The following is a 13,022-nucleotide window of genomic DNA, read 5'->3' as shown; positions in this document are numbered from 1 at the left end:
TGCTCCCTCCATCCGGTCATGTCCCATGTTCCAAGTCCTCACCTGCATCGCGGTCGATCATTCACCAATTTCCCTGGTGGCAGCCGTCAGCGTCTGTGTCTTCGGTTCGCTGCTCACGATGCGGCTTTTCGGTCGCGTCCGCAACACGCGGGGGATCACGCGGGCGAGCTGGATCACCCTGACCAGCGTGATTGCCGGTTGTTCGATCTGGACGACGCATTTCGTCGCCATGATGGGCTACCGCACCGGCGTGGTCGCCGGTTATGCCCCGACGGCCACTCTGCTCTCGCTGGTTCTGGCGATCACCGTTACCGGGATTGGTTTGACGATCGCGGCCATGACGCAGCGAAGCCTGCTGATCGAAGCGGGCGGTTTCCTCGTCGGCCTCGGGATCGCCGCCATGCATTATGTCGGTATGTCCGGCTATCAGGTGCAGGGACACCTGGACGTGGATCAAACGTATGTCGCCACATCGCTGGCCTTCGGCGCCTTCTTCGGGGCCCTGGCCACCAGCAGGGTCGCACGGCCGGTGACGCGGTTCTGTCGCTATGGCGGTGGGGTGGCGCTCATCTTCGCCATCGCCACGACGCATTTCATCGGCATGACCGGCGTGACGCTGGTTCAGGATCCCATGGCGGCCATGCCGGCCAACATCCTGCCTGAAAGCCTGATGACACTCGTGCTGATGCTGGTCACCGTGATGATTCTCGCCATTGGCTCGATGACCTACGTGATCGACCGGCAGACGTCGAAATCGGCACTTGAGCGGTATCGGCACCTGTCCCTGCACGACGCCCTGACCGGCCTTCCCAACCGTTCTGCCTTCCTTGAGCGTGTGGCGCACCTGATGGAGCGGCCCGACGCCCGGAATGCGCGGATTTATGTCCTGTCCTTCGATCTCGACCGGTTCAAGGAGATCAACGACGTTCATGGCCATGCTGCCGGAGACCAGGTATTGCGCGTGGCCGCTGAGCGGATGAATGCACAGATGGGCGAGGGGGACTTCGTCGCGCGCATCGGTGGTGACGAATTCGTGGCGGTCTCGTCGCGGCTCTTTACCCATGCCGAGGCGGAAAAGCTGGCACAGCGCATCATCACCGACCTGAGTGCACCGATCGTGTGGGAGGGGTTGACGCTGTCGATCGGCAGCAGCATCGGCATTGCCGTCTTTCCCGATGGCGCGGAGAATGTGGACGACCTGCTCGCCCAGGCGGATGTCGCGATGTACCGCGCCAAGGCGACGGGATCGAACAATGTCTGCTTTTACGATATCTCGATGGACCAGGCGGCGCGGGCGCGCAGTGCCCTTGCCATGGATATGCGCCACGGCCTCATGCATGGCGAATTCGAACTCTATTTCCAGCGGCAGAACGATACCCAGTCCGGCAAGGTTGTCGGGTTCGAGGTCCTGTTGCGCTGGACGCATCCGATGCGCGGTATGGTCTCTCCCGTCGACTTCATTCCGATTGCCGAGCGGACGGGATTCATCATGGAACTCGGCGACTGGGTGTTGCGGCAGGCCTGCCTGGAGGCCGTGCAATGGCGCAACCCGCTCTGCATCGCCGTCAATGTCGCGCCCAAGCAGCTTGCCAATCCGGCCTTTCCGCAGCGCGTGCGGGACATCCTCACCGAAACCGGTCTTCCCGCCGAGCGGCTGGAACTGGAAATCACCGAATCCGGCATCATTGCCGACCAGCAGCATGCGCTGAACATCATTCGCCAGCTCAAGTCCTTCGGGGTGAAGATCGCCATGGACGACTACGGAACCGGTTATTCGTCGCTGTCGACGCTGCAGCTCTTCCCCTTCGACAAGATCAAGATCGACCGCGCCTTCATCGACAACGTGGCAGAAAACCGCCAGTCGGCAGCGATCGTGCGCTCGACGCTGATCCTCGCCCAGAGCCTCGATATTCCGGTGCTGGCAGAAGGGGTCGAAAATGCCGACCACCTGAAATTCCTGCAGGACGAGGGCTGTGCCCAGGTTCAAGGCTATCTCTATGGTCGGCCAGCGCCGTTGTCGCAGCTTCAGGATGTCGTCAACGGTCAACCCGCTGACACAACGCCTGGCCCGGAAGCTCCTGCATCGGCCACACGGACACTCGCGGCCTGATCCTTCCACGGTCCTGACAAGTGTCGCAAAACTGCGCCACCTGAAAGACGTGAATTTTCGGACGCCAGTTGCCGCAGATCGCAGCGGATTGCATGCGCGTGCGGAAAGCGCATACTGGGCGATGCGCTTTGGGAGGAGCCGATGTCACAGGAACTGAGCCATTCCGATCTCGTCTACTCGACCGCACGACAAGCCTCTGCGGCCGTGACATCGCCCGTTGCCGCCTCATGGCGCCGCTGCCTCACCCTGCATCACCTGCAGCCGGAGGCCGCAGCACTGCCGATGCAGGTCGAGGACAAGCGGTTTCGCGAGGCGCGCGAGAAGATGGAGCGGCTGATCGGCAATGCGACCGATGAAGTCGACCGGCTCTACCAGATGATCGGGCGCTCGGGTTGCTGCATCGTGCTGGCCGACGCCGAGGGGATCGTCGTGGATCGGCGCGGCGCACCCGGCGACGACGCCGATTTCCGCAGGCTCGGGCTCTGGCAGCAGAATGTCTGGAGCGAGGCGAGCGCCGGAACCAACGGGATCGGTACGGCGCTGGCGGATGAACGGTCCGTCATCATTCATCGCGACCAGCATTTCATGAGTGCGAATATCGGGCTCTCCTGCGCCACGGCCCCGATCCGAGACCATCTCGGCCGGGTGACGGCAGCGCTTGATGTTTCCACCTGCCGCAGCGATGTCAACGACATGACGCTTGCGGTTCTCTCCCAGGCTGTCCGGGATGCGGCGGCGCGGGTCGAGTGCAATCTCTTCCGCAGCGCCTATGCCGGTGCCCGCATCATCGTGGTGCCGCAGGCCAATACGGTGGCGGCCCTGATCGCCGTCGACGGCGACGACATCATCCTTGGGGCGACGAAATCCGCCCGGATGGCGCTGAAGCTCGATGACCGGATGATCGCTCAGGGGCTCCCGGCGGCCGACGCGCTGCGGGAAGCCCGCGGTGAAGCCAGCGGCGATCTCGATGACGCGGAGCGGGCGGCGATCCGTCGCGTGCTGTCCCGGGCTCAAGGCAATGTCTCGCTTGCCGCCCAGATGCTCGGCATCAGCCGCGCGACGCTGCACCGGAAGCTGAAGCGTTTCCAGATCCAATAGCATGGCCGGCACTGTCGCATTCCTGAAACACAGTGCAGTGCGGTACAGGTTCGGGTGCCTTCTCATATCAGCATAAGCGGATGATCATCTTCCCATCGGAACCCGAGGAGGGGTTCCTTTCCTAAAGGGAGGATAATGCCATGAACATCCAGGTCCAGGCGCTTGCCGCATCGCCGTTCAAGCTGAAGTACGGCAACTTCATTGGCGGCGAGTGGCGCGAGCCGGTGAACGGCCGCTACTTCGAAAACACGACGCCGGTGACCGGCGGCAAACTCTGCGATGTCGCCCGTTCCGACGAACACGACGTCAATCTCGCCCTCGATGCAGCCCATGCCGCCAAGGACAAGTGGGGCCGTACGTCCACCACCGAGCGCTCGAACATCCTGATGAAGGTGGCGCAGCGGATGGAGGACAATCTCGAACTGCTGGCCCGTGCCGAAACCTGGGACAACGGCAAGCCGCTGCGCGAAACCATGGCCGCCGACATTCCGCTCGCCATCGATCACTTCCGTTACTTCGCCGCCTGCATTCGTGCCCAGGAAGGCACGATCGGGGAGGTCGACCACGACACGATCGCCTATCACTTCCACGAGCCGCTCGGCGTTGTCGGCCAGATCATTCCCTGGAACTTCCCGATCCTGATGGCCGCCTGGAAGGTGGCGCCGGCTCTGGCTGCAGGTAATTGCGTGGTGCTGAAGCCCGCCGAACAGACGCCGGCCTCGATCCTGGTGCTCGCCGAACTGATCGCCGATCTGCTGCCGCCGGGCGTGTTCAACATCGTCAACGGCTTCGGCCTCGAAGCCGGCAAGCCGCTCGCCACCAGCCCGCGCATCGCCAAGATCGCCTTTACCGGCGAGACGTCGACCGGTCGCCTGATCATGCAGTATGCGAGCCAGAACCTCATTCCGGTGACACTGGAACTGGGCGGCAAGTCGCCGAACATCTTCTTCGAAGACGTCATGCGCGAGGATGACGACTATCTCGACAAGGCGCTGGAAGGCTTTGCGATGTTCGCGCTCAACCAGGGCGAGGTCTGCACCTGCCCGAGCCGTGCGCTGGTGCATGAGAAGATCTATGACCGGTTCATGGAAAAGGCGATCAAGCGGGTCGCTGCCATCAAGCAGGGCAACCCGCTCGACATGTCGACGATGATCGGCGCGCAGGCCTCCTCCGAGCAGCTGGAAAAGATCCTATCCTACATGGATATCGGTCGCCAGGAAGGCGCCGAAGTGTTGATCGGCGGCGAGCGCAACAATCTCGCAGGCGATCTCGCCGGCGGCTATTATGTGAAGCCGACGGTGTTCAAGGGCCACAACAAGATGCGTGTGTTCCAGGAGGAGATCTTTGGGCCGGTCGTTTCCGTCACCACCTTCAAGGATGAGGCGGAAGCACTCGAGATCGCCAACGACACGCTCTATGGACTTGGCGCCGGTGTGTGGAGCCGCGAGGCGAACACCTGCTACAACTTCGGCCGCAACATCCAGGCCGGTCGCGTTTGGACCAATTGCTACCATGCCTATCCGGCCCATGCGGCCTTCGGTGGCTACAAGCAGTCGGGCATCGGTCGCGAGACCCACAAGATGATGCTCGATCACTACCAGCAGACCAAGAACATGCTGGTCAGCTATAGCCCGAAGGCACTCGGGTTCTTCTGAGCTCCTCCCCAGCCTCCCCTTGAGGGGGAGGTCGCAGCAAGGCCGCGGGTGGCGTGAATGTCCGTATCGACTCGGCGTCACGCCATCCCGGCACTGTGAGCCGACCCTCTCCCTCAAGGAGAGGGTGTGGGCGTTGATGCTTTGGAGAAAGCCATGTCGACTGAAACTGCCCCCCGTGTCGTCGCAACCGAGGCTGCTCTCGACTTCCTGGCTGAAATCCAGCGGGATCATCCGGACATCCTCTTCCACCAGTCCGGTGGCTGCTGTGACGGGTCGTCTCCCATGTGTTATCCGGCCAACGAATACCGGGTCGGGGAAACCGATGTGAAGCTCGGAGAGATCGGTGGAGTGCCGTTTTACATCAGCGGGAGCCAGTATGCTGTCTGGGCACACACGCAGCTGATCATCGATGTGGTGCCGGGCAGGGGCGGCATGTTCTCGCTCGACAACGGTCGGGAGCGGCGCTTCCTCACCCGCTCAAGGCTTTTTGCCGGTGGCGAGGCGTGTCCGCTGCCGGGTGCCTGAAACAAGATTGAACGGTTCAGCGCAGGCCGGTTTCGGCGCAGGCCTCGTCGATGATCGCAAGCTTGGCGGCCTGGGAGGCTGCGTATTCCTCGCGGAACTGCCGCGACACCCACATCACCGACCGTCCCCTCGCACCTTCCCAGCCGATGCTGCCGAGCGCTTCCGCCTCGCGCAGCTTTCGGTTCAGGTGGGTGCGCGAGAGACGGAAGATCTCCGCCATCTGCGGCACGGAGCGGACCTGGGTGCGCACCCGTTCAGCGGACGGATCTGCCAATTCGATGCCGGCCAGCAGCCAGTCCATGACGATGCCGCCATTGTTCAGCCAGGTGAAGAGTGACCAGGTCTGGGGTGGCGTGCGGATGGCCGGGGCCACCATGAAGCGACGGGTGATGGCGGGATGCAGACGGGGCAGCAGTGTCTCGTCGGCCTCGAAGGTCGCCAGACGATTGCCGCCGTCGATCGCGTCCAGACTGCGCAGGTGGATCCAGGTCCAGCGATGGACGCCGGCGATCGTCAGCGGAGAGGGGGCAACCGGTCGGTTGCGGCGGTCGCCGGCATGAACCTGCACCGCGATGCCGTAGACCAGCATTTCCTTGACGAAGGCGTCTGCCGTGTTGACGCTCGAAATCTCGAATTGACGGACCTGTTCGAAATATCGCGCGAGGAAGATCGCCGGCTCACTCGCCCCGGATGTGACTTCGTTGAAGTAGTGGGCCATTGCGAGGTGGCCGAGCAGCCAGCGTTGCTGGGTGCCAAAAACGGCAGCGAGCCTCGGGCTTTCGTCGTGGACGGCGAGCAGGGCTGCAGACTGATCCCGGATCGCCTCGTGGAGTTTCGGGCTTTCCAGCAAGGTTTCGACTGTCAGGGACATGTAAGATGCTGCGTCTTCCTGGAGATATTCAGGGGCGGCAAAGTCCCCTAGGCGGCAGACCATATAAGAACTCTCAGCCGACAGCAAACGGCATCGACTTCGATGATTAACGGCCATCGGCCGGTGCCGATGCCCCCCAGTCAAGCGTGTGGCGCGTTCAGTCGAAGAGGCTCGATACCGATTCTTCCTGGCTTGTGCGGTTGATCGCCTCGCCGAGCAGGGTCGATGTTGAGAGCACGCGGATGTTGTGTGCCGAAAGCACCGGCGTGGTCGGCTGGATCGAGTCCGTGATCACCAGTTCGCGCAGCTTGGAGGAGGCGACACGGGTGACGGCACCGCCGGAGAGGACGCCGTGGGTGATATAGGCCGTGACGCTGGTGGCGCCGTTCTTCAGGAGCGCTTCGGCGGCGTTGCAGAGGGTGCCGCCGGAATCGACGATGTCGTCGATCAGGATGCAATCCTTGCCGGAGACGTCACCGATGACGTTCATGACCTCCGACTCGCCCGGACGGTCGCGGCGCTTGTCGACGATGGCCAGCAGACAGTCGAGGCGCTTGGCGAGCGAGCGGGCACGCACCACGCCACCGACGTCGGGCGATACGACCATCACGTTGTTCTGGTCGTAGTGTTCCTTGATGTCGCGGGCGAGAAGCGGCACGGCATAGAGGTTGTCGGTCGGAATGTCGAAGAAGCCCTGGATCTGGCCGGCATGAAGATCAAGCGTCAGTACGCGGTCGGCGCCGGCCTCGGTGATCAGGTTGGCGACCAGCTTGGCCGAGATCGGTGTGCGCGGGCCCGGCTTTCGGTCCTGGCGGGCATACCCGAAATAGGGAAGGACGGCCGTGATGCGGCGTGCCGAAGATCGACGGAAAGCGTCGATCATGATCAGCAGTTCCATCAGGTGGTCGTTCGTCGGAAAGGACGTCGACTGAACGACGAACACATCTTCACCACGCACATTTTCCTGGATCTCTACGAAGATTTCCTGGTCTGCGAAACGGCGGACGCTGGCCTTGCCGAGTGGTACGTTGAGATAGGAGCAGATCGCTTCGGCCAATTGCCGGTTCGAATTACCTGCGAAAACCTTCATCTTGGCCCGCCTGTTACCATGCTGAGATGGGCGCTTTTTAGCGTCCTTACCCTTGAATGCAAGAGGCTTGGACGGGAACACCCCTATTTTCGGTTAATCATCGGAAATTGAATCGTTTAGCAAGACGTCGAGCCGGTCATCCAGCATGGTTCAGCCGGGCCGTCCGTTTCTCCAGGCGACGTATTCGGCCATGCTCTTGGTGGCGATCTGCTGCATGACCGAGGCGGGGACGGCGGCCCAGGGGTCCTTGGCGGCCGAGGGCACGACCTCCTGGCCCTGAATCCGGTGAAGACGGCCGCCATTGGCATCCAGCACGTCCCAGACATAGGTGACGGTGACATTGCCTCTGTCGGTGAAGGCGGAGAAGTATCCCTTCAGGATATGTTCGCTTGAGGCGTCGTTGGCGCTCTTGATCGTCAGGCCTCGGGCGCGGGCCTCTGCGCCGAGTTGCCGCGACAAGGGGGTCACCGCCTGGACGGGGGCGCCGATGATCGGCAGGAAGCGGACCGTGCCGGTGGTGGCCTGGCCTGTGGAGGCCGATTGCGCGGCGGCTGGCTGTGTCTGCTGTGCGGCGGTGGTTTGGGCCGTGCGCGCCGTGGAACCGGCCTGCGGTGCTGCCGGGAACTCCTGCGATGCCGCGCCATCGAGCGGCGGGGAGGCGACGGGGTTCACGCCGCCCTGAGCCAGGGCCTGTGCCTGCGCCTCCAGCGTGTTCTGCGGGCCGCGTGGTGCGGTGGGATAGCTGCCGGCCTGGTCGAGGGGAGCACTCTGAACCGACTGCACGCCGGCCGCGGCCGTGGGCTGTGTCTCTCCATAACCTGCGGGCTGGGTGCCGTTGCCGACATCGGCGCGGGGTGTCAGTACTTCCGTGCTGTTGCATGCGGCGAGCAGCCACAGGGGGAGGAGCATCGCGGCACGGCTCGTGGTCAATGTCGCTGAACGTCTCAAGGGCAGTTCCTTCCCCTTCGGCTCCCGTCACAATTTATGCGTCTAGCACGTTTCGTCTGTCAATTCCCTGAACAGATTGGAAAAACCTGGCGTTCAGACGGCGATCAGTTCCAGCGGATGGCGGGAGAGGGCGCGAGGTGCCGTTTCGGTCGTGAGATAGGTCTGGCCAAGCGTCATGGCGGCTTCCCTGTCGCTGTCCATGATGATCATGTGCACGAAAAGCGTCATATTGGGCTCGATCTCCTGGGGATTGCCGGCATGGAACATCTGATGCTCCATCCAGGAGGGCGAGAAGCGGGCGCCGACGGAATAGCCGCAGGCATTGAAGCGGTGCCGCGTCAGACCCCGCTCGTCCATGGTGCGGGCGTGGGCGTCGAAGAGATCGCCGAATGTATAGCCGGGGCGCAGGACCTGCTCGATGGCCTTCATGCCTTCGGCGGCGGCGGCGTAGAGTTCGCGATGGCGGGCCGAGACCTCGCCGATCAGGATCGTGCGCAGCATCGGGGCATGGTAATGGGCGGAGACGCCGGCCCATTCCAAGGTGATCTGGTCCGTGGCCGACAGTTTGCGGCGGCCGGACTTGTAGCGGCACAACAGAGCGTCGGGGCCGGAGCCGATGACAAATTCATTGGCGGAATAATCGCCGCCACCGGCCAGCACGGCGTGCTGGAGCGCCGCCAGAATGGCGGATTCGTCGGCCTCGGGGCCGATCAGCGGCAGAGCTGCGTCGAAGGCGTCGTCGGCCAGGTGAGCAGCTTCCACCACGCGTTCGATCTCGGCCGGGCTTTTGACCAGGCGAAGGTCACTCACGAGATAGGAGGCATCGCTGATCTGGGCGAAGTTCGTCAGCTGATTGTCGAGGAGGCGGGCGACACGGCCGGTCATGCCGTGGGTATCGTATTCGATCCCGATGCGGGCGCCGAGCAGATCGAGGTCGCTGAGGAGATTGCGCAGATCCGTCGTCGGGTCGGCATTCATGCGGTCGACCCAGACCACGATGTTCTCGATCGTCGAGGTGTGTTTGGCCTGGCGCAGGTCTGGCGAACGGGTGAGCAGGGTCATGCTGCCATCTGCCTTCACCACCAGTGTCTGGAAGAAGCAGTAGCCGAAGGTGTCGAAGCCGGTCAGCCAGTACATGCTCTCCTGGGCGAAGAGCAGCATGGCGTCGAGCTTTTCGGCGGCCATTTTTTCGAGCAGGCGTTCGCGGCGCGCGGAAAATTCGCTCTCGTTGAAATGTCGTGCCATGTCAGTCCTCCGTGATCGCGATCGCTGAAATCTGCCGCCCGTAATCCGGTTCCCCGGCATGGGTGGTTCGGCGATAGGAATAGAACGTCTCAGGTGCTGCATAGGTGCAAAGCCCGAGGCTGTCGGCTGTGATACCGGCACGCGCCAGTCGCATGAGCGTCAGGCCGGGCAAGTCGAACATGGAATGTCCGGGTTTGGCGGACGGGGTGAAGAAGGCGGCGAAGGCCGGGTCCTCTGCCAGGAAACGCTCGACGAATTCCGGGCCGACTTCGTAATTTGCGGCGCTGATCGACGGGCCGAGCGTGGCGCGGATGCTTTCCCGCTTTGCGCCAAGGGCGATCATCGCGTCGATGGTGTTTTCCAGGACGCCGCCGAGCGCGCCCTTCCAGCCGGCATGGGCCGCACCGATCACCCGGTTCTCCGCATCGGCGAAGAGGATGGGACCGCAATCGGCGGTCAATACGCCGAGCACCACACCGGGAGCCGCCGTCACCTGGGCATCCGCTTGCGGTCGGCTGCCGTCATAGTCGGCAGTCACGACGACGACATCGGGTGAGTGGATCTGATGGGCGGTCGCCAGACGCTCCGGTTCGAGGCCGAACCAGCCGGCAACGCGGCGGCGGTTTTCGTGAACACGCGCGGGGTCGTCATTCGAGCCGAGGCCGACATTCAGGCCGCGATAGATGCCGTCCGAGACGCCTCCCTCACGGGTGAAGAAGCCATGGCGAATTCCTGCCTTCTTCGCATGGTCGAGGTTTCCAGCGGTGATCGGGCGCGGCTGGTCGGTGGTGGTCATGATCCGGGTCTCCGGCGCTCGGCAAATCGGAGAGGCGTGAGCCATTCTCGCGAAATGCCTGATTTCGTTCGGCTTTCAGTTTATCGAGCCGTCGGGTCGGGGGCGATGGTGGCGTTCGAGGCGGCCCGTGTCAATGCTTGGCCTTGAACGGAGCAAGGTGCAGGGCAGGCATGGAGACCGCCATGACCTTGAACAATTCACCCATGTAGCCATTGCCGGCACCGGCCAGACGGTGGACCGCATCAACGATGGTCTTCTGGGTTGTTTCGTCCTTGCCACGACCAAGAACGGCGGCCCGTTCCTCGATGCCGAGGCCCACCAGAAAATCGCCCTGATGCATGCAGCCATTGAGATGGACGCCGGCGGCGAGGGCGGTGCGGGCGAGGTTTTCGAAGTCGACATGGCTGGTCAGATCCGCGAGGCCCGGATGGGCAAGCGGCGGATCATATTCATGGGCGCGGACCGCCTGGAGCGTGTCGCCGAAATTGCTGACCATGTGGCCGTAGTCGATGACGAGAGCCGTGCCGTGGCTCTGGCGCAGACGCTCGCAGATGGTGAGCATGACCGACTGGCGGGCAGGGGCCACTTCGAAGATTTCGCCATCCGACACCGGCGACGTCGTCTGGGGCAGCAGAGCAGGATCGAGCGTCGCGACGCCGAGCGTGAAGCACAATTCGCCTGTTTCGTCGAGGCCGACCATGCGTTCGCGGAAGCCGGACGGTGTCTTGACGAACTGGCGGATCGGAATGGCATCGAAGAGTTCGTTGGCGGCGAGCAGGGTGAACCCTTCGGGGACGCCGTCGAAGCTGTCATGCCAGGAGACCTTGTCGCCATGGCTGGAGAGCGTTTCCATTTGGGTCAGCTTCAGGAGCGCGCTGGTCTCGACGAGATGCACGGTTGCCGTCTCGTAGAGACGAGGCGCCGCGCGGGAGATGACCCGCAGCATGTCGGCCATCATCGTGCCACGGCCGGGGCCGATCTCGACGAGGCGCACGTCGAGCGGTTCGCCGTGCCGCTGCCAGGCGTTGATCATGAAGATGCCGAGCATTTCGCCGAAGAGCTGGCTGACCTCAGGGGCGGTGACGAAATCACCGGCGCGGCCGAAGGGATGGCGCGTGCGGTAATAGCCATGCTCAGGGTCCGCGAGGCAGAGCGCAAAATAGTCGGTGACGCTGATCGGGCCGTTGGTCGAGATCAGCGATTTAATTTTTTCGGCAAGCGGTGTCGGCATGCGTCCGGCCTCCTCAAGCGCTCGTCCGGGCCATGCGCCCGGAGCGTGCCAAGATCCACAGGCCGACGAGAGCCATGGGCAGAGACAGCACCATGCCCATGGTCAGCCAGCCGCCGAAGAGATATCCGATCTGCGGATCCGGTTCGCGGAAGAATTCGACGAAGATCCGGGCTGCCGCATAGCAGGTGACGAAGACGCCGGTGATACGGCCGGGATGGCGCAAGGCCTTGAAGGCGCGGGCAAGGAGCTGCAGCAGCAGGAAGAGCAGCAGACCTTCAAGGGCTGCTTCGTAGAGCTGGCTCGGATGGCGGGGGAAAGGGCCGCCGGTCGGGAAGGCCATGGCCCAGGCAACGTCCGAAGGCCGCCCCCAGAGTTCGCCATTGATGAAATTTGCAATGCGGCCGAAGAAGATGCCGAGCGGGGCGACGCTGGCGACGATGTCGAACAGGCTCCAGACCGGTACCAGATGCTTGCGGGCGAAGAAGACCATGGCAAGCGTTGCGCCGAGGAAGCCTCCGTGGAAGGACATGCCACCGTTCCAGACCTGGATCGCGCGGATCGGATTGGCGGCGACTGCAGCGAAGTCGTAGAACAGGATATAGCCGATGCGTCCACCGGCGACGATGCCGATGGCCACCCACAGAATGAAGTCGTCGATCTGCTCGACCGTTGCCGGCGGGGTGCCGTTCGGCCAGAGGTTGGGGCGGCGCAGGAGATCACGCGCGACCAGCCAGCCGATCAGGATGCCTGCAACATAGGCCAGCCCATACCAATGGACCGCCAGGGGACCGATCGAGAAGACGATCGGATCGATCGTGGGGAAGGATACGACGGCGAACAGGTCCAGGACTGACAACAATGGATTGCTTTCGTTGATGCAGGGCGAAAATGGCGTTGCGACTTGGGGCGGTCAAGATGGAATCTGGACGTCATGCCACACCGTCAACCACCTTTATGTCCAGACTACGTCTTGCACCCAGGAGCTTCTGGTCCTACCTCATCTGCAAGGGGACAATGGAGGTCCCGCATCCTGCTCAAGAGGAGAGTTTCATGTCGACCGGACCCAACCGCCTTTTCGATGATTTCGCCAAGCTGATGACGGATGCAGCGGGCGCTGCCCAGGGCGTGCGCAAGGAAGTCGAAACCGCATTTCATGCCCAGGCCGAGCGGTGGCTCAACAGCATGGACCTCGTCAAGCGCGAGGAATTCGACGTGGTGCGGGAGATGGCATTGAAGGCGCGCGAGGAAAACGACCTGCTGCTGAAGCGTATCGAAGTCCTCGAAGCCCAGCTCTCGGCGCAGGCGAAGTAAGAATTCGCGTCGGTGAGCCGTCTTTGCGGCGATCCAAGAGCACAGGACGACATTTTTGAACGGATTGATGGACCCATAGCTGTGGCTATGGGTCTTTTTGCGTTTTCAGAGCCTTGACGGAAACAATGGCGCCTTTTTCCGC

The 13,022-nt window shown here is 62.9% G+C and carries 12 protein-coding genes; 5 read left to right on the top strand and 7 right to left on the bottom strand.

Annotation, left to right across the window (positions count from 1 at the left end):
- The first annotated feature begins 25 nt into the window (after positions 1 to 25).
- The 4 genes from DMY87_RS08845 to DMY87_RS08830 all read left to right on the top strand — a co-directional run bounded on the left by DMY87_RS08845 (position 26) and on the right by DMY87_RS08830 (position 5,388).
- Positions 26 to 2,110, top strand: a complete 2,085-nt coding sequence (locus tag DMY87_RS08845; RefSeq protein WP_110790907.1) for a putative bifunctional diguanylate cyclase/phosphodiesterase — start codon at positions 26 to 28, stop codon at positions 2,108 to 2,110.
- 141 nt (positions 2,111 to 2,251) lie between these two features.
- On the top strand, positions 2,252 to 3,208 hold the full coding sequence (locus DMY87_RS08840) for a helix-turn-helix domain-containing protein (protein WP_110790906.1): 957 nt from the start codon (positions 2,252 to 2,254) through the stop codon (positions 3,206 to 3,208).
- Positions 3,209 to 3,348: 140 nt separating this feature from the next.
- Complete coding sequence (gene adh, locus DMY87_RS08835) at positions 3,349 to 4,863, top strand: aldehyde dehydrogenase (protein ID WP_110790905.1); 1,515 nt, start codon at positions 3,349 to 3,351, stop codon at positions 4,861 to 4,863.
- 153 nt (positions 4,864 to 5,016) lie between these two features.
- Positions 5,017 to 5,388 carry a DUF779 domain-containing protein gene (locus tag DMY87_RS08830; protein ID WP_110790904.1) on the top strand — a complete coding sequence of 124 codons (372 nt, stop codon included), beginning with the start codon at positions 5,017 to 5,019 and terminating at the stop codon, positions 5,386 to 5,388.
- A 16-nt stretch (positions 5,389 to 5,404) separates the two neighbouring features.
- On the opposite strand, the gene DMY87_RS08825 is transcribed toward DMY87_RS08830, so the two are convergent.
- From DMY87_RS08825 to lgt, 7 genes are all read right to left on the bottom strand, one after another.
- The gene (locus DMY87_RS08825; RefSeq protein ID WP_110790903.1) at positions 5,405 to 6,259 is read right to left on the bottom strand and encodes a hypothetical protein; all 855 of its coding nucleotides are present in this window, start codon (positions 6,257 to 6,259) and stop codon (positions 5,405 to 5,407) included.
- Between the two features lie 157 nt (positions 6,260 to 6,416).
- Positions 6,417 to 7,349, bottom strand: a complete 933-nt coding sequence (locus DMY87_RS08820) for a ribose-phosphate pyrophosphokinase (protein WP_110790902.1) — start codon at positions 7,347 to 7,349, stop codon at positions 6,417 to 6,419.
- Positions 7,350 to 7,499: 150 nt separating this feature from the next.
- Entirely contained in the window at positions 7,500 to 8,297 is a 798-nt protein-coding gene (locus tag DMY87_RS08815; RefSeq protein WP_425353482.1) for a hypothetical protein, read from the bottom strand.
- A 93-nt stretch (positions 8,298 to 8,390) separates the two neighbouring features.
- A complete protein-coding gene (locus DMY87_RS08810; RefSeq protein WP_110790900.1) occupies positions 8,391 to 9,542 on the bottom strand; it encodes a M24 family metallopeptidase in 1,152 nt (383 codons plus the stop codon).
- Position 9,543: 1 nt separating this feature from the next.
- Positions 9,544 to 10,338, bottom strand: coding sequence for a peptidoglycan editing factor PgeF (pgeF, locus tag DMY87_RS08805; protein ID WP_110790899.1), 795 nt, complete (start codon positions 10,336 to 10,338; stop codon positions 9,544 to 9,546).
- Positions 10,339 to 10,468: 130 nt separating this feature from the next.
- Positions 10,469 to 11,569 (bottom strand): class I SAM-dependent methyltransferase, encoded by a 1,101-nt coding sequence (locus tag DMY87_RS08800; RefSeq protein ID WP_110790898.1) that lies wholly within the window; start codon positions 11,567 to 11,569, stop codon positions 10,469 to 10,471.
- A 13-nt stretch (positions 11,570 to 11,582) separates the two neighbouring features.
- Positions 11,583 to 12,428, bottom strand: a complete 846-nt coding sequence (gene lgt, locus DMY87_RS08795; protein WP_110790897.1) for a prolipoprotein diacylglyceryl transferase — start codon at positions 12,426 to 12,428, stop codon at positions 11,583 to 11,585.
- Positions 12,429 to 12,619: 191 nt separating this feature from the next.
- On the opposite strand from lgt, the gene DMY87_RS08790 reads away from it, so the two are divergent.
- Complete coding sequence (locus DMY87_RS08790) at positions 12,620 to 12,880, top strand: accessory factor UbiK family protein (RefSeq protein ID WP_110790896.1); 261 nt, start codon at positions 12,620 to 12,622, stop codon at positions 12,878 to 12,880.
- Positions 12,881 to 13,022 lie beyond the last annotated feature (142 nt).

The organism is Peteryoungia wuzhouensis, from assembly GCF_003205195.1.
Taxonomy (GTDB): Bacteria; Pseudomonadota; Alphaproteobacteria; order Rhizobiales; family Rhizobiaceae; genus Allorhizobium; species Allorhizobium wuzhouense.
The sequence above is the reverse complement of the archived record's forward strand: the minus strand, read 5'-3'. Positions and strand labels throughout refer to the sequence as shown.